At 64.8% G+C, this 20531-nt stretch carries 24 protein-coding genes; 9 read left to right on the top strand and 15 right to left on the bottom strand.

The features are described 5' to 3' along the window. Positions 1-745: 745 nt before the first annotated feature. The 9 genes from Q0U08_RS00185 to Q0U08_RS00145 all read right to left on the bottom strand — a co-directional run bounded on the left by Q0U08_RS00185 (position 746) and on the right by Q0U08_RS00145 (position 7832). Positions 746-1195: a DUF411 domain-containing protein gene (locus Q0U08_RS00185; protein WP_168845684.1), complete on the bottom strand. Its 450-nt coding sequence runs from the start codon at positions 1193-1195 to the stop codon at positions 746-748. Between the two features lie 71 nt (positions 1196-1266). Then, a complete protein-coding gene (locus Q0U08_RS00180) occupies positions 1267-1632 on the bottom strand; it encodes a DUF305 domain-containing protein (protein WP_018251211.1) in 366 nt (121 codons plus the stop codon). Between the two features lie 160 nt (positions 1633-1792). Then, entirely contained in the window at positions 1793-2530 is a 738-nt protein-coding gene (locus Q0U08_RS00175; protein ID WP_168845682.1) for a PepSY domain-containing protein, read from the bottom strand. A 25-nt stretch (positions 2531-2555) separates the two neighbouring features. After that, positions 2556-3140, bottom strand: a complete 585-nt coding sequence (locus tag Q0U08_RS00170; protein WP_024310687.1) for a cytochrome c — start codon at positions 3138-3140, stop codon at positions 2556-2558. Between the two features lie 15 nt (positions 3141-3155). Next, on the bottom strand, positions 3156-4412 hold the full coding sequence (locus tag Q0U08_RS00165) for a copper resistance protein B (protein WP_239434238.1): 1257 nt from the start codon (positions 4410-4412) through the stop codon (positions 3156-3158). 32 nt (positions 4413-4444) lie between these two features. Beyond that, positions 4445-6478 (bottom strand): copper resistance system multicopper oxidase, encoded by a 2034-nt coding sequence (locus Q0U08_RS00160; protein ID WP_018251213.1) that lies wholly within the window; start codon positions 6476-6478, stop codon positions 4445-4447. 67 nt (positions 6479-6545) lie between these two features. Further along, positions 6546-7115 (bottom strand): RNA polymerase sigma factor, encoded by a 570-nt coding sequence (locus Q0U08_RS00155; RefSeq protein WP_018251214.1) that lies wholly within the window; start codon positions 7113-7115, stop codon positions 6546-6548. A gap of 10 nt (positions 7116-7125) precedes the next feature. Beyond that, the gene (locus Q0U08_RS00150; RefSeq protein ID WP_017980786.1) at positions 7126-7566 is read right to left on the bottom strand and encodes a periplasmic heavy metal sensor; all 441 of its coding nucleotides are present in this window, start codon (positions 7564-7566) and stop codon (positions 7126-7128) included. Further along, on the bottom strand, positions 7563-7832 hold the full coding sequence (locus Q0U08_RS00145; RefSeq protein WP_020486670.1) for a hypothetical protein: 270 nt from the start codon (positions 7830-7832) through the stop codon (positions 7563-7565). Before Q0U08_RS00145 ends, Q0U08_RS00150 begins: the two co-directional genes overlap by 4 nt. A 127-nt stretch (positions 7833-7959) precedes the next feature. On the opposite strand from Q0U08_RS00145, the gene copC reads away from it, so the two are divergent. From copC to Q0U08_RS00130, 3 genes are read left to right on the top strand one after another with little or no spacing between them, the layout of a single operon-like run. Further along, entirely contained in the window at positions 7960-8328 is a 369-nt protein-coding gene (gene copC / locus Q0U08_RS00140) for a copper homeostasis periplasmic binding protein CopC (protein WP_020486671.1), read from the top strand. Positions 8329-8332: 4 nt separating this feature from the next. Next, entirely contained in the window at positions 8333-9259 is a 927-nt protein-coding gene (gene copD, locus Q0U08_RS00135; protein ID WP_017980789.1) for a copper homeostasis membrane protein CopD, read from the top strand. Positions 9260-9311: 52 nt separating this feature from the next. Next, positions 9312-9581, top strand: coding sequence for a flagellar biosynthetic protein FliQ (locus Q0U08_RS00130; protein WP_017980790.1), 270 nt, complete (start codon positions 9312-9314; stop codon positions 9579-9581). Between the two features lie 45 nt (positions 9582-9626). On the opposite strand, the gene Q0U08_RS00125 is transcribed toward Q0U08_RS00130, so the two are convergent. The 3 genes from Q0U08_RS00125 to Q0U08_RS00115 all read right to left on the bottom strand — a co-directional run bounded on the left by Q0U08_RS00125 (position 9627) and on the right by Q0U08_RS00115 (position 12311). After that, on the bottom strand, positions 9627-9959 hold the full coding sequence (locus tag Q0U08_RS00125; protein ID WP_017980791.1) for a four-helix bundle copper-binding protein: 333 nt from the start codon (positions 9957-9959) through the stop codon (positions 9627-9629). Positions 9960-10048: 89 nt separating this feature from the next. Beyond that, complete coding sequence (locus Q0U08_RS00120; protein WP_017980792.1) at positions 10049-10927, bottom strand: DUF4396 domain-containing protein; 879 nt, start codon at positions 10925-10927, stop codon at positions 10049-10051. Between the two features lie 70 nt (positions 10928-10997). Next, positions 10998-12311, bottom strand: a complete 1314-nt coding sequence (locus tag Q0U08_RS00115; RefSeq protein ID WP_017980793.1) for a hypothetical protein — start codon at positions 12309-12311, stop codon at positions 10998-11000. Positions 12312-12525: 214 nt separating this feature from the next. On the opposite strand from Q0U08_RS00115, the gene Q0U08_RS00110 reads away from it, so the two are divergent. Together Q0U08_RS00110 and cueR are read left to right on the top strand one after the other, a co-directional pair. Beyond that, positions 12526-15000, top strand: a complete 2475-nt coding sequence (locus Q0U08_RS00110; protein WP_282098034.1) for a heavy metal translocating P-type ATPase — start codon at positions 12526-12528, stop codon at positions 14998-15000. Then, on the top strand, positions 14997-15380 hold the full coding sequence (gene cueR / locus Q0U08_RS00105) for a Cu(I)-responsive transcriptional regulator (protein ID WP_017980795.1): 384 nt from the start codon (positions 14997-14999) through the stop codon (positions 15378-15380). The genes Q0U08_RS00110 and cueR overlap by 4 nt, the downstream gene beginning before the upstream one ends. Positions 15381-15432: 52 nt before the next feature. Here cueR and Q0U08_RS00100 read toward each other — a convergent pair whose 3' ends face one another. Continuing rightward, positions 15433-15954 (bottom strand): DUF6118 family protein, encoded by a 522-nt coding sequence (locus Q0U08_RS00100; protein ID WP_017980796.1) that lies wholly within the window; start codon positions 15952-15954, stop codon positions 15433-15435. 212 nt (positions 15955-16166) lie between these two features. Here Q0U08_RS00100 and Q0U08_RS00095 point away from each other — a divergent pair, with 212 nt between their 5' ends. After that, positions 16167-17414 (top strand): cytochrome P450, encoded by a 1248-nt coding sequence (locus tag Q0U08_RS00095; RefSeq protein WP_017980797.1) that lies wholly within the window; start codon positions 16167-16169, stop codon positions 17412-17414. A gap of 73 nt (positions 17415-17487) precedes the next feature. Here the strand turns inward: Q0U08_RS00095 and Q0U08_RS00090 are convergent, their stop codons facing one another. Continuing rightward, entirely contained in the window at positions 17488-17904 is a 417-nt protein-coding gene (locus Q0U08_RS00090) for a helix-turn-helix domain-containing protein (RefSeq protein WP_017980798.1), read from the bottom strand. 62 nt (positions 17905-17966) lie between these two features. On the opposite strand from Q0U08_RS00090, the gene Q0U08_RS00085 reads away from it, so the two are divergent. The 3 genes from Q0U08_RS00085 to Q0U08_RS00075 all read left to right on the top strand — a co-directional run bounded on the left by Q0U08_RS00085 (position 17967) and on the right by Q0U08_RS00075 (position 20069). After that, positions 17967-18383, top strand: coding sequence for a mercuric transporter MerT family protein (locus Q0U08_RS00085; RefSeq protein ID WP_017980799.1), 417 nt, complete (start codon positions 17967-17969; stop codon positions 18381-18383). Beyond that, positions 18383-18604: a GDCCVxC domain-containing (seleno)protein gene (locus Q0U08_RS00080; protein WP_081609171.1), complete on the top strand. Its 222-nt coding sequence runs from the start codon at positions 18383-18385 to the stop codon at positions 18602-18604. Before Q0U08_RS00085 ends, Q0U08_RS00080 begins: the two co-directional genes overlap by 1 nt. Positions 18605-18866: 262 nt before the next feature. Further along, on the top strand, positions 18867-20069 hold the full coding sequence (locus Q0U08_RS00075) for an aspartyl protease family protein (protein ID WP_081609172.1): 1203 nt from the start codon (positions 18867-18869) through the stop codon (positions 20067-20069). Here Q0U08_RS00075 and Q0U08_RS00070 read toward each other — a convergent pair. Next, a complete protein-coding gene (locus tag Q0U08_RS00070) occupies positions 20063-20482 on the bottom strand; it encodes a helix-turn-helix domain-containing protein (protein WP_007406847.1) in 420 nt (139 codons plus the stop codon). The two genes, Q0U08_RS00075 and Q0U08_RS00070, sit on opposite strands and share 7 nt — an antisense overlap. Between the last annotated feature and the right edge of the window lie 49 nt (positions 20483-20531).

Here is a 20531-nt window from a genome sequence, read left to right as displayed (position 1 = left end):
GGCACACGCAGGCGCTCGACTGGGGAACGTCCGTAACCCATACGCGACGTGGGGCTTGAAGCGGCGCCCGCGGGCCCGGCTGGTAATTGGAACGCCACTCCCAATGACCATTGCTTTTATTTTCAGATGTGGCCGCCGTCGCTGCCGACGCGGCGAGGCTAGCGGCAAATACCGCCAAGATGAACGTTTTCATGTCACTTTCCAATTTGATCGAGATTTAAAATCGGCAGAGCCGCAACCGGCGAACGGCTGCAGCCTGACACGGCTTGACTCGATCAAACGGTAGGCGGTTCGGGCTCGGGAGCGACGTTGAGGCCGGCAAGTGCCCGGCTGGCAGGCCAGATAACGATTTGAGATGCGATCGAGCGCTTCAGCACTCTTGCCGGCTCCTCAAACGTCATGGGAACAACGCATCCCATTTGGGCGATACACGCCAGCGTCAGTCCTTTGCATGGGTGTTCCGATGACGGATCCGGGGTCGCCATACCCGCGCAATCCATGCGGGATGGGGTGACATGGCTCATCGCCATCTTGGGTGAGAGCGATGGGCCGGCCGCATACGCAATTCCTTGGCCCAAAAGGCCAAGCAACGCTCCAACAAGAAGCAAGAGAGAAAGACGAGCTTTCAACACCCGGATACTATCCCAATTGTCAACGCCGAGGTCAATACGGGTGGTTTGCCGGGTGCCGTAGTGCCGGCATGAAGCGCCGGGGAAGATTTGCCGCTCACAAGACAACCTGTCGTTTAGGCGCCGTGGCTAGCAAAGACACGCCGGCCAGCGGCACCGAACGCAATGACGTCATAGGGCTGGGTTCTCATGCCGGGAACCTCCATGCCCGGTGAGCCCATCGGCATTCCGGCCACGGCCAAGCCGCGCACGCCTTTAGGATGCTGGGCCAGCGCGCGCTTCATGTCTGCGATCGGGACATGTCCCTCAAACGCGATGCCGTCGATGATCGCGGTATGGCAGGACGCGAGGTCAGCGGGCAGGCCGATCTTACGCTGCAGCACCTCACGGCGATCATCGTCGATGATCTGGACCTTGCGGCCGAACTGCTGACGCACCTGCGCCGCCCATTTCTCGCAACAGCCGCAACCCGGATCGCGGTGCATGGCGATGTCGGCCGCGGCCGATGCGACCGCTGGGATGGTCATTAGCAAGGCGGCGACGGCGCCACGAACACCATTCTTCATCATCAGCTCCTAAAAGGAAATCCCCGCCCTGCCGGGGGGTAGGGGGATCGACAGGGCGGGGCAGCGCTCCCTTATTGCGGGCGCTTGCCGTGCTTGCTGAGCCACGCCTGCAGCTCGGCAATATCCTTTTCCTGTTTCGTGATCGTCATCTGCGCCATGCGCTTGGTCTCGGCGTCGCGCGCGTCACGCACCGCAACGCGCGACATGGCGATGGCGCCTCGGTGATGCTCGATCATCTTGCGCGTCCACATTTCGGCCGCGTCGCCCTGCTTGGCCGCCATCATCTTCTGATGCATGTCCATCTCGGCCTGGCCGTAGGGATTGCCGGCCATCATGCCCGCCATGTCGTCGTGGTTCATGCCGGCCATCTGACCGTGGTTCATGCCCTGCATTCCGCCGCTCTGCTGCGCGAGGGCGGGCGTGGCGAGCAGCGCCAAAGCTGCGAATGTTGGTGCGAAGCGCATTATTGATCTCCTTGGGTTCTAAGACTTCTACGCGTGCGAGGCGGCTATCCCTCACCCGGGGTGCTAGAACGCGCGAGGAATTGTCAGGAAACAGGACTTTATTTCCGAGGGCTACGCTCCTGAGCCGCGTATATTATGCCTCGATCACGATGTTGCGACGCCGCGTTTTGGGCCATCGCATGTAGAGAAGCACTGCCCCCCCTAACCAAAGCGCAAGCCCACCGATCGCGAAGGCGAGCAGCCAGGGCGTGTTGAAGTTCTCGTGATTCGTCCAATCCATGATGTGAAGGCCCCAGAAGAAGTCGTAGAGCCGCCAAGTGCCGGTTCGGACAGCCGAGATCCGACCGGTGTCGGCCGCGACAAAGACGCGGGTGGAATCGAGGTCGGCGAACGCGACGCGCCAGGCGGGGAGCGTGCCGCGATATTCGGGGCTGGCGCGCTCGATCCGCTCTACCTTCGCCGCTGGTCGAGCACCGCGACGCCATGCCAAACGCGCGATCTCCTCGGCCTCACGAGCCGTTGGTGCTGGCAGCGCTTGGCCCGTCGCGGCGTCGAACAGGCGCGTTCCCTTGGCTGTCGCGACCTCGGCGACCGGGCGGCCAAGCCACATGCGATAGGTGATGGCCTCGATGGGCGCATCTGCTGCGCCTACGATCGCCGATGGTGGGGCGAACGTGCTGCCGCGGGGAAGGGGCGCCGCGGCTTTGCGGTCAACGAGGTGATCGCCATGCACCCGATCGATCGGCAGGAAGCTCATCAGGGCGCCGCTTGCGAACCATAGCAGGAGCTGCGCGCCGATGATGATCGCGAGCCATTTGTGCGTGCGGCTCGCGAGTAGATGCAGCCTCAGTTTCGCGCTTTTCAGAACCACTCCTCCCTCAACCTCGTCGCCGGGGTCACTTCATACCCGGCATGTCCTTCATCATCTCGTCGTGATCGGCCGGGGCGCTCGCGACCAGTGCCTTATACTGTTCGGGCGTCATGCCGGGGAGCTTGCGGACGAACGCGACCATATTCCAAATTAGGGGGTCGGGATGCGTCTTGCCCCATGCCGGCATGGCGCTGAGCTTCACCCCGTGCTTGATGATCCAGAATTGCTGGGCGGGGGTGAGATCTTGAGCGCGCGCGAGTTCCGGCGCCTGTGGATAGAGGCCCTGGCTCATCTCGGATTTCTCGACGCCGGGGCCGAGATGGCAACCGGAACACATTTCTCCGTAAAGGCCCGCGCCGACTGACACGCGCTGCGCCGATGCCAGATCGGCCGGGGGTGTTATGCCGCGCGCGCGTGCCTCAATCGACCGATCGCGCAGGCGTTCGAGCATTGAATAGACCGCCGGCGTGTGCGGTTCGTCGGCCGCGATGTTATACACGCCAAGGTAGATAAACGCGGCTGCGCCCAGCGCCAGGACGATCGCCAGGGCGCCTACGAACGGCAGGCTCGGGAAGTGCTGCCTTATCGAGCGCCTGCCGTCTTGAGCCATCTGTTCCTCCATCGATCAGAACCAGACACGAACGCCGGCGACGATGCTCTTGGACGTTGCGCGATCCCCATCGGCGCGCGCGTAGCGGGCGGTGTCGCCGAAGCGGCGATCCCATGACACGCCGACATAGGGGGCGAACTCGCGCCGGATCTCATAACGCAGCCGCAATCCAAGCTCGGCGTTGGATAGGCCCGATCCGATCCGGTTTTCCGGCACGTCCTGCGCAGCGAAATTGAGCTCGGCGCGCGGTTGCAGGATCAGCCGCTGGGTGATGCGCTGGTCGTAATAGCCCTCAAGCCGCCCTAGCAGGTCGCCCTTGTTGGACAGGAATACCGCGCCCTCTAGCTCGAAGAAGCCCGGTGCCAGCCCCTCCAGCCCGACGGTCGCATAGGTGCGTTTCGGGGACGGCCCCAAATCCTGGCGGACACCCGCTTGTAGATTGAAATAAGGGCCAATGGTCCGGCTATAGAGCGCCTGCACCTCGGCGCTCTCGATGCCCTCGCGGAAGGCTCCCTCGCCCTCAGACTTGATGAAGAGGCGGTTGATGTCACCCCCGAACCACGCCTCGCCATCCCAGCGATAGCCGTCACGACCGTTGCGGAATTGATACTCAGCGAGGTTCAATAGCACCTGGCTGAAGTTTTGACCGCCGTGATGCTGCTGAAGGTGATGGCGACCCATCGCCATCGCGTCCGCGCCGTAAACGCTGTCGGCCGCATGGTCGGTCGGCAGGGGCGGGGCGGGGGCGTTTCCTGCGGGAAGCGCGGTGCCAGTCTGCTGCACCCCATCGGCCGCCATGCCTGGCATTCCGGCCATTCCCGACATGCCCTGCATGTCGTGGCCGCTGTGCTGGTCGGCTGGCATGGTCATCCCCGGCATCGCCGAATGGTCCATGCCCTGCATCGGCTGCTGGGAGCCCTGAGGGACCGTTTGGCCGTTTCCGGGCATCTGCATCCCCGGCATGGCTTCCATGCCCTGCTGTGAGCCCTGCGGAGCCGCATGGTCCATGCCGGGCATAGACGAGTGATCCATGCCCGGCATGGTCCCGTGATCCATACCATTCATGCCGGCCGTTGGCGCGGCGCGGCGTTTCGTCGTCGAAGCTGATGGTCGCCTCGCAGGAGCTGACCTAGTCTTGGCCGGCTTGCCTTTGGCCGTGGGCTTCACCACCGGCTTCTTTTTCGCAGGCATCGGCATGGTCATGCCCGGCATTGCCGAATGATCCATGCCCTGCATCGACTGAGCGGCGACAGGACCGGCGATGCCGAGCATGGTGGTGGCGGCGAGCGCCGCGGTCAGCCGGTTCATGCCGCCTCTCCCGCGAACGGGCGAACGGTGACGACGCGCATCATGCCTGCGGTCATGTGGTAGAGATTGTGACAGTGGAACGCCCAATCGCCGGGTGCATCGGCGGTCAGATCAAAGGTCATCTTGCCTCCAGGCGGCACGTTGACGGTGTGCTTGCGCGGCGCATGATTGCCGTGCCCCGTCACCAGCTCGAAGAAATGGCCGTGGAGATGGATGGGGTGCGGCATCATCGTATCGTTGACCAACGTCACCCGCGCCCGCTCGCCTTTGCGGAACGGGATGGGGTCGGCGGGATCGCTCAGCTTCTGCCCGTCGAAGCCCCACATGTAGCGCTCCATGTTACCGGTCAGATGGATCTCGAACTGACGCGACGGCGCGCGCACGTCGGGGTTGGGCGCGAGCGAAACGAGGTCGCGATAGGTGAGGACGCGGTGATCCAGGCCCTCCAGACCCTGGGGCGGTTCACCGCTACGGTCCTTCGGCATCGGGGAGATGGTCTGCACGCCCGGCCCCATCTTCACGCCCGGCGCATTCTTCGGGTCGCGCATGTTCATGTTCATGCCGCCACCCGACCCGTGGTCCATCCCGGCCATGCCGCCAGCCTGGCCCGATCCGCCCGACATGGCACTATGGTCCATGCCGGCCATGCCAGCACCGCCCGCTGCCATTTGGCTATGGTCCATCCCGGGCATTACAGCGCCGCCCATCTGGCTGTGGTCCATGCCCGACATGCCGGACATGCCCGCCATCGCTGCGCCTGCCGCGACCGTCCCGTGATCGGTCGGCCCCTTCCAGCCCGTCAGCTTCCAAAGATTGCGCGAGGCGTTCTGCATCAAGGTGGGGTCCGGCCCGCGCGTGGCGACCGGGCTCTCGTCCTTCATGCCGGACATGCCCTGCATCCCGCCCATGCTCCCCATGTCCATGCCCATATCGGTCATGGTCAGCAGCGTGCGCGGACGAAGCGGCGGGACCGGGGCGACCATCCCCTCACGCGGGGCGAGCGTCGCCCGGCCCATGCCGGAGCGATCGATAGCCTCGGAGACGAAGCTGTAGGCCCGGTCCTCGGGCGTCACGATCACGTCGAACGTCTCGGCAACGCCGATCTGGAACTCGTCGATCTTCACCGGACGGACATTCTGCCCATCGGCCTGCACGACGGTCATCGGCAGGTCGGGGATGCGGACGTTGAAGTTGGTCTGCGCCGCGGCGTTGATGATCCGCAAGCGGACCCGCTCGCCCGGCTTGAACAGCCCCGTCCAGTTGTCATACGGCCCGTAGCCGTTGACCAGGAAGGTATAGGTCGAGCCGGTGACGTCGGCGATGTCGGCGGGGTCCATTCGCATCTTTCCCCACTCGATCCGGTCCTTGAGCGGCATTTCCCGACCCGCGAGCAAGCCCGCGAGGGTCGGCCGCTGATAGTTGAAATAGGCGCCGCCCATCTGCTTCAGCTTCCGGAAAATCTGCTCGCCGGTCATCTGGCTGTGGTCGGACAGCACGATCACATGCTCGCGGTCGAACGCGATCGGATCGGCACCGGCCGGGTCGATCACGATCGGCCCGTAAAGTCCGCCCTGCTCCTGCTCGCCGGAATGGCTGTGATACCAGTAGGTGCCCGACTGGATGATCGGGAACTCGTAGATGAAGGTCGAGCGCGCCTTGATGCCGGGGAAGCTGATGCCGGGCACGCCGTCCATCGCGAACGGCACGAGCAGCCCATGCCAGTGGATCGAACTGTCCTCGTCGAGATTGTTGGTGACGGAGAGGCGGACCTTTTGCCCCTCCTTCAAGCGAATGAGAGGGGCCGGCACCGTGCCGTTGACGCCGATTGCGGGCGTCGACTTGCCGTCGACGGGAAGTCTGAAACTGTCGATCGTCAGCGCGATGTCAGTGCCCGAGACGGTCGGCAGCGGTTTGACGATCCCGCCCGAGACAGGCTGCGCCCACGCGGGCATATAGGCGGTCAGCGCCATGCCACCGCCAGCAAGGGCGGCGCCGCGAAGCATCTGGCGGCGATCGATAGTGCGGCTCATACGGTCCTCAAGGCTCTCGAACGGGAGTGTCCCTCTAGCCTTGATACGCAGCTCAGGGCGCTATCCCTCAGCGCCCGCCCAATCGCTCCAGCAACTTCGATCGCGCGCGATAGAGGCGGGTTTCTACCGCCTTTTCGCTGATCGACAACACTGCCGCGGTTTCAGCCTGGCTCAACCCCTCGATCGTGCGCAGCACCAAGGATTCCTTCAATGCGGTCGGCAAGCCCGCAATGGCGCGCGTCACGCGGTCGAGTTCCTGTCGGTCGCCCGTCGCGTCGTCGATCGCCACCTGGTCGTCTGCAATGGCTTCGGCTTCCGGGCCGATCGGTGCGGCGAACGCCAGAAAGCGCCGCACGGTGCGCTTGCGCCCCCAATCGCGGCACTTGTTGATCGCGATCGTCGATAGCCACGCGCGCATCGATCGATCGCCGTCGTAGCGGGGCAGGGCCTGATGCGCCGCGACGAAGGTCTCCTGCAGAAGGTCCAGCGCCTCGTCGGCCTCGCCGACGCACGCGCGCACCATGCGGAAGATTGACTGCCGATGGCGGCGCATGATCTCGGCGAAGGCGGCTTCGCGCCCGGCGATGCTGAGGGTCGCCAGCTCGCCGTCCGTAAGCGTGGTCCAGTCGAGGCTCACGCGCCGAACCTCAACGTGCGTCGTCGGTGAGCGCCTTCACCACGGCCTGATCGAACTGGCCGGTCTGATTGGGCCGCAAGAGCTGGCGCATGGCGAAGATGTGCGCCAGCGTCGCTTTCTGGAGCTCGCCCATGACGGCGTGGCTCTGGTCGACCGCTGCGGCGACGCGCGGCCCGTTGCCATGCTCGGCCTCGATCGCTTCAGCGAGCCGGGCATTGTTCGCCCGCAATTCCAGCTCGAATGCGCGCCGCTGCACGGCGAAACGCTGCTCCAGCACTTCAAGTCGCGCTTCCTGGTTGGCGTCCAGCGCCAGCTTATGATGCAGCACGTCGTGCAGCTCCGAGCCGGGCTGGGCACGTGGCGGAAGTAGCGCCCGCCCCACGAACACACCGATGATCGCGGCGATGAAGCACGCGACAATGCCAAGCAGAAGGCGGATGCGGCCGCTCATTGCACGCCGACGAGCAGCGTGGAGGGCGCGAGCGGCGACACCGGCCCCAAGGGCGATAGCGAAGCCGCGCTGGCTTCCTTCGCGGGCACACCGGCACCGAAGATGCCCATGACGAGCGCCGCAGCGATCGTCATTGCCCCAACGCCTAAGCCGGCGCGCGCCGCTGGACGTGCGGCGACCCGCGCCAGCACGCGATCTTCCATGCCATCAAGGCTCGCGGGCACGGGTGCTTGCGCCAGCCTCATCAATACTGCGTCGAGGTCCATGTCGTTCACTCCACCCCTCTAGCATGGATTACGCAAGCGACGCGCCCATCCCTCAAATCCATCCGTGAGGGGTGGTCGATCGGGGCGCGTAATGAAGGACAGGAACCCTCCTGTCGAAAGGCCCCCTATGCGCCGCCTATCCGTTCTGACTGCTGCTGCCGCTCTCGTCATGTTCGCCGGAACGGCGAACGCCCATCCTAAGCTGGTGTCGGCATCGCCGGCCGCCAATGCGACGGTCGCGAAGCCCGCTCGTATCGAACTTCATTTCAGCGAGAAGCTGATGCCAGCCTTCTCCAAGGCCGATCTCACGATGGCAGCGATGCCCGGCATGGCAGCCATGAAGATGGCCAGCGCCTCCGCGCTCTCGTCCGATGGCCGGACCCTCGTCATCACCCCGAAATCGCCGCTCCCATCGGGTCGGTATAGCGTCGCGTGGAATGTCGTCTCGACCGACACCCACAAGGTCGCAGGAACCTACGTCTTCGCGGTGAAGTGAGGCGATGGGGGACTGGTCGCTTATCGGCGTCCGCTTCGCGCTCTACGTGACGCTGGCTGCGCTGTTCGGCCTTGCCGCATTCAGCCTTTATGGGCTGCGGGCGCGCGAGCGCGGCGACGCGCTCGCGCTGCGTCCCTGGTTCATCGCCAGCGCTGGCCTGAGCCTGTTGTTTTCAGGCGCCTGGGTCGTGCTGATGGCCTCCTCAATGGCCGGAACGCCGGCCTGGCCGATCGACCGTGAAGCAGTCGGCGCGCTGCTCACCGGCTCTGCGATCGGAGCAGCATGGAAGCTGCGAATGGTCATGGTGGCCCTCGCGGCGCTGGCAGCGCTGGTCGCGGGCGGGCGCGGCATCTGGCTGAGCATCGTCGCGCTCTGCTCGGCCGTGGCACTCGCAACGCTGGCGTGGACCGGACACGGCGCGATGGACGAAGCCGTGATGGGCTGGGTCCACCTCATCGTCGACATTCTCCATCTGATCGCCTCGGGCGCTTGGGTTGGCGCACTACTGGGGCTGCTCCTGCTCGTCTCCCGACCCGCGGCGCGCGTAGACGCGGCGCATCTGGGGCTGACGCACCGCGCGCTGCACGGGTTCGGCGCGATCGGGACGGTTGTGGTCGGCACGATCCTCGTCACCGGCCTGGTCAACGGCTGGATGCTGGTCGGGATCGGCAACCTCGCCACGCTTCCTGCGACGCTCTATGGTCAGCTCCTGATCGCAAAGCTGGCGCTGTTCGTCGCCATGCTAGGGCTCGCCTCGCTCAACCGCTTCCGGCTCACGCCGGCATTCGAGCGGTCGATCGCAGCGGACGATCACAAGGGCGCCCTCGGCGCGCTGCGGACAAGTCTGGCGATCGAAACCGCCTGTGTCATCGCGGTTCTCGGGCTGATCGCCTGGCTCGGGACGCTCGCGCCGCCTGCATCGGCGATGTGATGCGCGGCCGGGGAGCCCTCGCGGTCCCCGGCCGTTCACGGGGCCGCGCCTGATGGATCAGTCGATCCTGCTCGACGAGACGGGGAGGATGCTGGCCGTGGCCGGCCTGATCTGCGTGGTGCTGCTCGTGCCGATGATGATCGTCGGGCTGATAATCAGCATCATCCAGGCGGCGACGTCGATTAGCGAACAGACGCTGAGCTTCGTGCCTAAGCTGATCGCGCTAGGCGTATGTTTGGTGATTTTCGGGAGCGCAGCGACCGAGCTCCTGACCAAGTTCACGGCCGAGCTGTTCGCTGTGATCGCGAGCATGGGCCGTTGATATGCAGATAGCTGCGCGGGCGGGCGACCGCCCGCGCAAGCCCCGCTATGCCGCCATCCGATCGCAGGAATCGGCGCACTTCCGGCACGCTGCCACGCAATCCTCCATGCCGCCCAGGGCCTCGCAGCTCGCTGCGCAAGCCCGGCAGATCTCGGCACACTCGCGGCAGATATGCTGATGGTGGGCGGACTTGCGCGCCATGAAGTCGATCGCAACCGCGCAAATTTGCGCGCAGTCGGCCATGATCTTCATATGCTCGGGCGCGGCGTGCTGGCCGCCCATTTCGAGGCAATGGTTCATCGCCATGTGAAGACAGGTCACATGGCATTCGTGGCAGGCGTCCATGCACGCCTTCATGCCGGGGTCGATCTGGTGCATCGCATTATCTCCGTATGAGCCCCCGCCTGTTCCTAGATACGCGCGCCGCGCGATCACCCCTTGCCGCGATCTCCGTCGTTCGCGGCAAGTTACATGGCCCACCGACCGAACAGCGTCGCAACGATGATGCCCGCGCCAAGCATGATGAGCGTCAACACTGTCATCGCGGCGATCTGAGGTCCGGTCACGCGCGCGCCGGCCGCCATGCCGCTCATCCCTGCCATTGCGTCGTGTCCCATGTCCGGCATCGGCGTGGCCGATTGCCGGTCCGCGCCGACTTCGTGTCCGCCATGCCCCAGCGCGCGCACCGTGCCCATGCCGTGCTTCAAGCGCACGCCAACCAGCCAAAGGTTGATCGGATAGGCGACTGCGAACCCGACGAGTGTCGCCAGCGACATGACGCCCCAAAAGCGGAGCGAGCTGGCGTGCATCGCGGCCATGTCGCGGCTCATCAACACCACCATCGTCGGGATCATGCCGGCCATGACGGCATTCATCGACAGCCATTCGGGGATGAACGACATGCGAAGCGCGCCCCAATAGGAACCGCCCGCCATGTCGCGCATGAAAAGCGCCTGGAAAATCAGCAGTCCGAACGCGAAGCCGAACACATATTCCGCGATCACGTCCTGCCACATCGGCAGGCCGAGCGCCGTGGTGATCGCGGCTGCGGCGATGACGCCGGTTGCATCGCCCGCCATGCAATGGATGGCCGAGCCGAACGCCTGCTTCCAGAGCGGTCGAACGAAATCCTCGTGCCGCTCGTTCGCCGGCTCCTGGCAGGACAGGACATAGGCCGCGGCCATGATCGGGCCACCATAGAGCGTGACCAACAGCCACCCCCATTTCATCACGCGCAGCTCGGGGTTGCGGGTGAAGGCATCCCACGCGACGTAAGCGACCGAAAGGGCGGTCAGCACGAACCATCCGATCAGCACGGCGTCGAGCCAGGGGGCCGGGGATGGCATCGTCACGGCAGCACTCCTCTACATGCTAGAGGATACGCGGCTCTCCGGATCATCCCTTGCGCGGAGCGGGCTAGGCGAGCTTGCTGGAAACGGCCTTGATCGCTTTCAGTCCCGATCCGAACCGCGCGATGGCCTCCCGGTTCTTCTCCAGCTCGCCATAGGGCAGGTAGGATATGTCGAGGTCGGCTACGCGGCTGAACGCGGGCCGCTGCAACTGCGCGCGAACGTCCGTCTCGCGCGCGTCGGGCGCGACAAGGAACAGCCCCGCGGTCGCGTGAAGGTCGCCACCGCTCAAGGCCAGGTCGAGCATCCTGACGATGCCCGAATAGATCGAGGTCGAATGCTCCACCTCGAACGCCGCGGCGACATGATCGCCGGCCTTCTCAAGCCACAGCACGTCGATCAGCCGGATCGAGTCAGCGCCCTTCGACGTCGCGATCGTGTCGGGCAGGCGCTCAAGGCATCCTGCGCCCAAGGGTGATCCGTCGAAGGCGCGGCTGCGGTCGTTCGCGGCGATCCATACGTCATAGCCGAGCGCCAACCCTAGATCGCGAAGCCATGCCTGGATTTCGGTATGGGTGCGCTCGTTCTCGCCCTCGCGCTGAGCGGCCTTGCTGAGCGTGCGCGCTTCCTCACGCGCCGCCTCAAGCCGCTGCCCCCAGCTCGCCAGCGTCGCGCCGCTCACGTCGAGGGGCGGAGCCGGATAGCGATCGGAGCCGATGTCGAACAACAGACCGCCGATCGCGCCTAAATCATTCGATAGCAGCTCGCGGAAGCGGTCGTTGAGATCGAGGATGCCGGTCCGCATCGCCAGAAAATGCTCCCAGCTCCCGAGCTTCACATTCGCCCCCGTCAGCGCGTTGTAGCCCTTAACGATTGCGGTGTTGAAGGGCGGCACCAGCGTCGGGTGAAGGAAGTAGAGGAGGTTGGCGACCGCCGGACCCAGCCCCTTGATCTTCAAACGGTCGATCGCGTGGATATGGCTGATGATCTCCTCGGCCGTGTCGCAACAGGAACAGGCGTCGAGCAAGCGGCCGAACGCGCGCTGATTGTCGGGGCTCTCGTAAATGTCGGGGATGCGGAGCTTCGGCTTCCAGAGGAACGCATGGTCCGCGCCCTTGAAGATTTGCCGCTGCTCGGCGACGGAATGGACGACGGTTTCGAGCGACGATCCGCGGTAGGCGACGCCGAACGTGCCGCGCTCGATCTCGCCGACAACCTGGGTGATGCCGCGCCGGATTGATCGGAAGTTCTTCAACCGCTCGTCCCAAAGAAACCAGCTCCGATAGGTCGCGCCCTGATCGTCACGCCAGCGGGCAATTAAGCGGCGCACCAGGCCGTCATGGTCGGTGCCAGTAGAAAGACTGTCGATCTGCGCTGCCATATGTCCCCGATTGCCCCCGGCCCGCGTTTGGCGAGCTAGTAATAGACCTAAGCTGCGGCCCTTATGGCGTCGAGGGTGTAGAGCTGGCCCCCGCAATATGAGGGCAACGCCGCTCCCGCGCGTAGATTCAACATACACGCCAGCGGTGCCGACAGGGCCTTGACCCTAACACGGTGTCATACCCTACATGCTCTCGGGTCGAAGGAGTCTTGCCATGAACGACCCTCATTCCCATTCCCAAGCCGGGGGTTGCGGCTGTTCGAAGCCTGCGCCTGAATCGGTCTCCACGCCCTCATCCTGTTGCGGGGGCGGCTCGGCCGCTCCCGCAAAGATCGAGCACGAACATCATCACACCGAAGCGGGCGGCTGCTGCTCGGGCAGTAAGGACAACGATGCCGCAGCAGCAGTGATCGACGCGGTGTGCGGCATGACGGTCGATCCCGCAAAAACGACACACCATGCCGAGCACGCTGGTCATGCCTATCATTTCTGTAGCGCAGGGTGCCGGAGCAAGTTTGTCGCCAATCCTGACGCCTATCTGAGCGATAAGCCGAAACCGGAGCCGATGGCGACGCCGGGGGCGATGTGGACGTGCCCGATGCACCCGCAAATTCGCCAGGAAGGGCCGGGAACTTGCCCAATCTGCGGCATGGCGCTCGAACCCGAAGAACCGTCGCTCGACGATACTCCCAACCCTGAGCTGGTCGACTTCACGCGCCGACTGTGGGTGGCGGGCGCGCTCACGATCCCGCTGCTCGTCGTCTCGATGTTCGCGGAAATGTTAGGCCTGCATGTGGTTAGCCCTGCGGCCTCGCCTTGGGTCCAGCTCGCACTCACCGCGCCGATCGTGCTGTGGGCGGGCTGGCCGTTTTTCGAGCGGGGGTGGACATCGCTTCGTACCCGCCATCTCAATATGTTCACACTGATCGCGATCGGCGTAGGTGCCGCCTTCCTCTATAGCGTGGTCGCGACGCTCGCGCCGGGCATCTTCCCAGCGACCTTCCGCACGCATGGGAGCATGGTTCCCGTCTATTACGAGGCGGCTGGCGTCGTGGTGACACTGGTGCTGCTCGGGCAAGTGCTCGAACTGCGCGCTAGGGCGGCGACAGGGCGCGCGATCCGCGCTCTCATGGATCTCGCCCCCAAGACGGCGCGACGCTTGCAGCCTGACGGTTCTGAAGAAGAAGTCGGGCTTGCCGACGTGGCAACCGGTGACCGGCTGCGGGTCCGCCCCGGTGAAGCCATCCCGGTCGATGGCGTCGTGGTCGAGGGTCGTTCGTCGGTCGACGAAGCCATGCTCACCGGCGAACCCGCGCCGGTCCTCAAGGAAGTCGAGGCGATCGTTACCGGGGGCACCGTCAACGGGACGGGCAGCCTGGTGATGGAAGCCCGCGCGGTTGGTTCGGACACGATGCTCGCGCGTATCGTCCGCATGGTCGCGGAAGCGCAGCGAAGCCGCGCCCCGATACAGGCGGTCGCCGATCGGGTTTCAGGATGGTTCGTGCCGCTCGTCGTGCTGATCTCGATTGCGACCTTCATCACTTGGTCGCTGGTCGGCCCTGAGCCGCGCATGGGCCATGCCCTGCTTAACGCCATCGCAGTGCTGGTGATCGCCTGCCCGTGCGCGCTCGGGCTCGTCACGCCCATGTCGATCATGGTCGGCACGGGACGCGGCGCTCAGGCCGGCGTGCTGGTGAAGAACGCGGAAGCCTTACAGGGGCTGGAAAAGGTCGATACCCTTGTCATCGACAAGACGGGTACGCTCACGGAAGGCAAGCCCAAGCTGATCGCGGTCGAGACGGTCAGCGCGGTCGGAGAGAACGACATGCTCGCGCTTGCCGCGGCCGTCGAAGGCCAATCCGAACATCCGCTCGCGCACGCAATCGTCGTTGCCGCCAAAGAACGAGGATTGCAGCTCGGCACAGTCGCGGACTTTGCCTCGCAAACCGGGCTGGGTGTCAGCGCCACGGTGGGCGGCCGCTCGGTCGTGATTGGCAATGCGGTGCAAATGAGCCGGATCGGCGCTGATCTCAAGCCGGTCGACGCCGCGGCCGATCGTCACCGTGGCGAAGGCGCGGGCATCATCCTCGTCGCGATCGACGGGGCGCTCGCCGGTCTGCTCGCAGTCGCCGATCCGGTGCGCGCATCGGCGCGCGACGCTATTGCCGCGCTTCGCAAGGAGGGCCTGCGGGTCGTCATGCTCACCGGCGACAATCGTGGGACGGCCGATGCTGTCGCGCGCGCCGTGGGCGGTCTTGATGACGTGCTCGCCGATCTGCTGCCGGAAGACAAGGCGCGTATCATCGGCGAGCTGAAAGCGAGCGGCGCAAGGGTCGCAATGGCGGGCGATGGGATCAACGACGCCCCGGCGCTCGCCGCCGCGGATGTCGGCTTGGCGATGGGAACGGGAACAGACGTGGCGATCGAAAGCGCCGGCATGACGCTCACGCGCGGCGATCTCTCGGCGATCGTGCGCGCCCGCAAGCTCGCTCGCGCGACGATGCGAAATATCCGCCAAAACCTGTTCTTCTCGTTCTTGTTCAACGGAATCGGCGTGCCGGTTGCGGCCGGCGTGCTTTACCCGGTTGCCGGTATCCTGCTGTCGCCGATGCTGGCCGGTGCAGCGATGGCGCTCTCGTCCTTCACCGTGGTCCTGAACGCACTGCGGCTCAACGCGGTAAAGCTGTGAACATCGGAGCGGCGTCGGACGCCAGCGGCGTCTCCCAACGCATGATCCGCCACTATGAAAAGATTGGTTTGGTGCCCGCGCCGCCACGGCGCGGGAACTACCGGGACTACGCCGACGCTGACGTTCATCGGCTGCGATTTATCGCCAACGCGCGCGACCTGGGGTTCCCGATCGAGGAAATCCGCACGCTGCTGGGGCTGTGGTCGGATCGCGATCGGTCGAGCGCGGAAGTGAAGACGCTGGCGGAAGCCCGCGCTGCCGAACTGGGCCGCAAGGTCCGCGTCTTGGACGCCATGCGCCGCTCGCTTACCGGGCTCGCCCAAGCCTGTCATGGCGATGATCGGCCTGATTGTCCGATCATCGAACGCTTGGCTGAATAACTTGCGCGGCTAACTTTTACTCCACTTGAGCGTGATCGTGCGTCGCACCGTTTCACGCGTTTCGCGCTGCGGCTTTGCCGCACCCCTCGATCGCCGCGCGGTTGGCCGTCACGATCCTGTCGGCCCCGACGATGGCGCGGAACGCGGTGGGACTGGCGCTCTGGATCATACGCTGCCCGGCTTCCCAGCGGGGCAAGTCGAGCGTCCGCGCCGCCATGCGCTCGGGCCATTGCCAGCTCGCCGGTGCGATCTCGCGCGCGACCAGGCCCGGCACGATCGCCCATGCGAGGATGCCGGCCGCCACCCCACCCAGGGCAAACCATAGCTGCCGATTCTTCTGGTCGGCGCGTGTCCATGCGGACCCGGCGATGGCGCGAAGATCGGCCATGATGCGGGCCTTGTCCTCGCCCGCCTTGGCGAGCGCCGCCTGATCCTCGCGCCGGGCGGCGCTGCCCGCCGCGGCGATGCGCTGCGCCATCTGCTCCGGCGTCATCGCCAGCGCCGGGGCCGCTTTCAGGAATTGGCCGATGCGCGCGACGTTCTCGCCTGCCGTGTTCACGTTCTGCTGGAGCACGCCAAGCGTCTCGGTATGGTCGGGTATGTCGATCGCCGCGCTCGGCCGCCAAGCCCTCCACGGCGCAGCGCCAGCTCGCCGCGCATGGCCTCGAACGCCTCGGCCGCGCCTGCTCCGCCCTGATCGTCCTCGTTCGTCACCTGTCGTGAGCCTGCAACCCGTGATATTCCTCCGAGTTAATCAAAGGAGACCCAACAATCACCGGACCGGTCATGCCTAAGACACCACACACGAAAGGCCCGGACGAAACCCTTTCTCTCCTCGCCGATCCCTATCGGTTCATCTCCAGGCAGTGCCAGCGCCTAGGCGCAAACGCTTTTGAATCCCGTTTCCTGCTGAAAAAGACCAACTGCCTTAAGGGGGCCAAGGCCGCCGAAATCTTCTACGATACGACCCGCTTCGAGCGCGAAGGTGCCATGCCGGTCGCTATTCAGAAGACACTGCTGGGCCAAGGCGGCGTTCAGGGTCTGGACGGCGAGACCCATCGGCACCGCAAGCAGATGTTCATGGGCCTGATGACACCAGAGCGCGTGCGGGCGCTGGCGCAATTGTTCGAGGCCGAGTGGCGCAGGGCGGTGCCGGGCTGGACGCGCAAAGGAGAGATCGTCTTCTATGACGAGTTGCATGAGCCGCTGACGCGAGCGGTATGCGCTTGGGCGGGAGTTCCTCTTCCGGACGATGAAGCCGGCAACCGCGCGGGCGAGCTGCGGGCGCTGTTCGACGCCGCCGGCTCGGCGAGCCCAAGGCATCTTTGGTCACGGCTGGCCCGTCGTCGCGTCGACGCATGGGCGAAGCGGATCATTGAAGGCATTCGGGCCGGGAGCATCGGCTCGGGCTCGGGGACCGCGGCTTACGCGATAGCCTGGCATCGCGACCGGCACGACGATCTTCTTTCGCCGCACGTCGCAGCGGTCGAACTGGTAAATGTCCTTCGCCCGACCGTCGCGATCGCAGTGTACATCACCTTCGTCGCCCACGCGCTGCAAACCTGTTCAGGGATCAGGGCGGCCTTGGTTCAGCAGCCGGACTATGCCGAGCTCTTCGTCCAAGAGGTCCGCCGATTCTATCCCTTCTTTCCCGCTGTGGTGGCGCGCGCGAGCCAAGATTTCGAGTGGGAGGGGATGGCCTTTCCGGAAGGGCGTCAAGTGGTGCTAGACCTTTATGGGAGCAATCACGACGCAGCGACCTGGGCCGACCCCCAGGAGTTTCGCCCTGAGCGTTTCAGGGCTTGGGACGAAGACTCCTTCAACTTCATTCCGCAGGGCGGCGGCGATCACTATCTCGGCCATCGCTGTCCCGGCGAATGGATCGTCCTCGCGATCATGAAGGTGGCGGCACACCTCCTCGTCAACGCGATGCGCTATGACGTACCGGACCAAGACCTGAGCATCGATTTCGCCAGGCTGCCAGCGCTTCCGAAAAGCGGCTTCGTGATGCGCAACGTCCACATAGGTGGCTAGGGCCGCGTGCCGTGGTGATGGTGATCGGCTCCGTTATCGACCGTTTGCGCGAGTACGGGGTGCGATGCGACATCTACGCAGTCGAATGTTGGTTCAGCAAGTCGATCACGGCGCACCTCGCCGCCCCGTCGCCTTCGCAACGGTCGATGGTCGCAGCCAGCAGGCTTTCTAGTTGCGCCAGATCCTCCATCTTAGCGCGCACACGCTCTAGATGGTGAGCCGCGATCTCGCGGACCTCACTGCATGACGCCTGCGCAGAACCGCCAAGAGACAGGATCGCGCGCACCTCGGCCGGGGAGAAGCCGAGTTCGCGCGCGCGACGGACGAACCCAAGTGCGCGGACGTGACCGGTCCCATATACCCGCCGCCCGCCGCTTGTGCGGGGTGGCGTTGCGAGAACACCAACGCGCTCGAAGTACCGGATCGTCTCGATATTCACGCCAGTCCGGCGAGACAGCTCGCCGATCGTGATGCTTTCCTCAACGCGCATATATTGCTTGCTCCTGTAGTCACTACAGGATGCATAACGGGCTAACCCGCTAGAGGCGATAGATGAACCAAGAGACCATCCCGCGTGAACCCCTAGGCGCACCAACGTCACGACGTCGCGCCGACACGGGGCTATCCGCCCTCGGCGCGCTTGCGAGCTTAGCCGCTGTTCTAGCTGCGGCGTCATGCTGCGTCCTGCCCCTCGCACTCGCGGCGCTCGGCCTGGGGGCGGGCCTGTCCAGCAACTTCGCCGCGCTGATACCACTACGGTGGCCGCTAACGGCGACCTCCCTCATCGGCTTGGCTGCTGGGTGGTGGGCCTACGCGCAGCGGCGGAGGTCCTGTGCTGGGGACCGGTCCTGCACAATGCCGCTGCCCTCGCGCGCGACACCTATCCTGCTCGCGATCGGAACGGTTCTGACGCTTATCGCGTTCGCCTGGGACCTCCTAGAAGCGCCGCTGATGAACGCGCTTTCCTGATGCAGCTCACCTCAACCCTGACCTGTCCCAAATGCGGCGGGGTGGCCACCGAAAGGATGCCCACCAACGCCTGCCAATTCTTCTATGATTGCCGGCATTGCGCGGTGGTGCTGCGGCCCCTGGCTGGCGACTGCTGCGTGTTCTGCTCATTTGGCGATGTCCCATGCCCTCCGATCCAGGAAGCGAAAGCAAACGGGACTGTGGCGGGCTGCTGCGGGTGAGGCGATAGCTTCACGTTTCTTCGTGAACTGGGGTCCTGCTCGCCAAGGTCGCGCAAGCGAAATTGCCTACTTCGGTCTTATTCGACCGGTTCCTGACCTGCCTCAACTGCTCATTTTCGAGAGGGCATTTGAACAGGATAGCATTTCGGGCGCTTCAAAAACCCTTGCTCCTCCAGTTGCTAGAGCATGTAACCGCAATTTGCTCTCCTGCGGACGGGGGGCTGGAGGTGGCTTTTTGACGGCCCGTGTTGAAGCAATCGGTATGTCTCGACGCTCATTAGTGGCGCGGCTGGTGGCCTGTGGAACCGGCTTGGTGCTCGGTTCTCCAACGCTCGCGCGACAGACTTCCCGGTCTGCGGCCTCGTGGAACTTCGGCGCGGCTCACCTCGAATGGGAGCCGCTGGAAGTCGGCACGGGTGATACCCTCCTTGTTTCGGCACAAGTGCGCGGAGTGCCGGCGCGGGCGGTGCTCGACAGTGGCAGCGGCGCGTCGATCATGAGCACGGCGCTCGCGACGAAGCTCGGCTTGAACAATGGTGAGCGGCGCATGATTAGCGGGCTGAGCGCCAAGGCCCCGGTGCTGCTGGTCCGCGACATCGACGTACAGCTCGCCCGCGAAACCCGTCGCTTACCCTTTGCCGTTGTTGGTGATCTGAGTTCAGTGTCGGCGGCCTTCGGACGACCGATCGACGTTCTCCTCGGTGCCGATATGTTCACGGGCAGCTGCATCGCGCTCGATTTCGCGAACAGGCGTATGGCGGTCGTCAAGTCAGGCACGTTTCTCGCCGGCCCCGACTGGCGCGCTGTCGCGCTCGGACGCGGTGCCAAGCAGGAGCTGTTCATCCGGGCCTCCGTCGAGGGCCTGTCTCCCGTGCCCTTGATGATCGATCTTGGCAGCTCGGCCGCGCTGATGCTCTCGTCGGCCTATGCCCGCGATCAAGGGCTGTTGAACGGGAAGCTCGTCTCGACCGCGGCGATCGGCGGCGTCGATGGCGTGCGGGTCAACGATGCTTTCACAACCCAGAACATCAACATTGAAGGGCTTGGCGTCTCGAACGTCCCCACACTCGGGATGAGAGCTTGGCTCTCCACCAGCACGGTTGGCAATGTCGGCCTACCGCTGATCGCTCAATTCGACGTGGTGTTCGACGTGACCGCCGGATTCGTGTGGCTCCGGCCACTCGGTCCTCGTCGTCGCCTGCCGATGCTGAAGGACCGTAGCGGCCTTGGCCTCGCAGCCTCACCAACGGCGCTCACCGTCGTTCATGTGGCGGCGAACAGTCCCGCGGAAAAGGCTGGCTGGGCGGTTGGCGACCGGATCGTGGCGGTGAACGGCCATTCGATCGATGCGAACTATACGCGTGGGGAGCTCTGGCAAGTGCGCTCCCGGCCTGCTGGCACCCTCGTAAAGCTGACGATAGCCTCGGGTGATGTGCGCGACCTCAGGCTAGCCGACTATTACTGATCGGCTTGAGGGTGGCCTTTGCCGATCGCCTTCATGATCCGACAATCGGCCATGCGCGCCTTGGTGCAGCTCTGGCTGAGCATTGCCAACTCATCCCGCAACACCGCGAGTTGCGCCAGCCTCTCCTCAACATCCTTGAGGTGCTGAGCAGCGATAGCTGAGGCGGCACCACAATCCTGGTCCGGGTTCTGCGCCAGCCCCATCAACGATCGTATTTCGTCGACCGAAAAGCCGAGCCGGCGACCGTTGCGGATGAAGTGCAAACGCTCGATGTCGCTGGCATCATAGGTTCTACGGCCCGACGCCGTGCGCGGGGCGGAGCGCAGCAACCCGATCGACTCATAAAACCGGATCGTCGTCACTTTTGTCGACGTCTCGCTGGCGAGCTGCCCAATCATCACCGGCTTCATCATGCCATCCTTGCTAATGCGAACGTGTCGCACATTTCGCTTGCTTCTACAG

Source organism: uncultured Sphingomonas sp. (assembly GCF_946477935.1).
Classification (GTDB): domain Bacteria; phylum Pseudomonadota; class Alphaproteobacteria; order Sphingomonadales; family Sphingomonadaceae; genus Sphingomonas.
Note: the sequence above shows the minus strand (reverse complement) of the source record. Positions and strands in the feature narration are given on the sequence as shown.

What these genes read in the sequence shown, in the direction of transcription:
- Q0U08_RS00170 (WP_024310687.1), bottom strand. Translation starts at nt 3,140, where the DNA reads ATGGCTCAAGACGGCAGGCGCTCGATAAGGCAGCACTTCCCGAGCCTG.
- Q0U08_RS00185 (WP_168845684.1), bottom strand. Translation starts at nt 1,195, where the DNA reads ATGAAGAATGGTGTTCGTGGCGCCGTCGCCGCCTTGCTAATGACCATC.
- Q0U08_RS00080 (WP_081609171.1), top strand. Translation starts at nt 18,383, where the DNA reads ATGCAGCTCACCTCAACCCTGACCTGTCCCAAATGCGGCGGGGTGGCC.
- Q0U08_RS00125 (WP_017980791.1), bottom strand. Translation starts at nt 9,959, where the DNA reads ATGCACCAGATCGACCCCGGCATGAAGGCGTGCATGGACGCCTGCCAC.
- Q0U08_RS00075 (WP_081609172.1), top strand. Translation starts at nt 18,867, where the DNA reads ATGTCTCGACGCTCATTAGTGGCGCGGCTGGTGGCCTGTGGAACCGGC.
- Q0U08_RS00090 (WP_017980798.1), bottom strand. Translation starts at nt 17,904, where the DNA reads ATGCGCGTTGAGGAAAGCATCACGATCGGCGAGCTGTCTCGCCGGACT.
- Q0U08_RS00130 (WP_017980790.1), top strand. Translation starts at nt 9,312, where the DNA reads ATGGATCAGTCGATCCTGCTCGACGAGACGGGGAGGATGCTGGCCGTG.
- Q0U08_RS00095 (WP_017980797.1), top strand. Translation starts at nt 16,167, where the DNA reads ATGCCTAAGACACCACACACGAAAGGCCCGGACGAAACCCTTTCTCTC.
- Q0U08_RS00110 (WP_282098034.1), top strand. Translation starts at nt 12,526, where the DNA reads ATGAACGACCCTCATTCCCATTCCCAAGCCGGGGGTTGCGGCTGTTCG.
- Q0U08_RS00160 (WP_018251213.1), bottom strand. Translation starts at nt 6,478, where the DNA reads ATGAGCCGCACTATCGATCGCCGCCAGATGCTTCGCGGCGCCGCCCTT.
- copD (WP_017980789.1), top strand. Translation starts at nt 8,333, where the DNA reads ATGGGGGACTGGTCGCTTATCGGCGTCCGCTTCGCGCTCTACGTGACG.
- Q0U08_RS00115 (WP_017980793.1), bottom strand. Translation starts at nt 12,311, where the DNA reads ATGGCAGCGCAGATCGACAGTCTTTCTACTGGCACCGACCATGACGGC.
- Q0U08_RS00085 (WP_017980799.1), top strand. Translation starts at nt 17,967, where the DNA reads ATGAACCAAGAGACCATCCCGCGTGAACCCCTAGGCGCACCAACGTCA.
- Q0U08_RS00120 (WP_017980792.1), bottom strand. Translation starts at nt 10,927, where the DNA reads ATGCCATCCCCGGCCCCCTGGCTCGACGCCGTGCTGATCGGATGGTTC.
- Q0U08_RS00150 (WP_017980786.1), bottom strand. Translation starts at nt 7,566, where the DNA reads ATGAGCGGCCGCATCCGCCTTCTGCTTGGCATTGTCGCGTGCTTCATC.
- copC (WP_020486671.1), top strand. Translation starts at nt 7,960, where the DNA reads ATGCGCCGCCTATCCGTTCTGACTGCTGCTGCCGCTCTCGTCATGTTC.
- Q0U08_RS00070 (WP_007406847.1), bottom strand. Translation starts at nt 20,482, where the DNA reads ATGATGAAGCCGGTGATGATTGGGCAGCTCGCCAGCGAGACGTCGACA.
- Q0U08_RS00145 (WP_020486670.1), bottom strand. Translation starts at nt 7,832, where the DNA reads ATGGACCTCGACGCAGTATTGATGAGGCTGGCGCAAGCACCCGTGCCC.
- Q0U08_RS00165 (WP_239434238.1), bottom strand. Translation starts at nt 4,412, where the DNA reads ATGCTCGGCATCGCCGGTCCTGTCGCCGCTCAGTCGATGCAGGGCATG.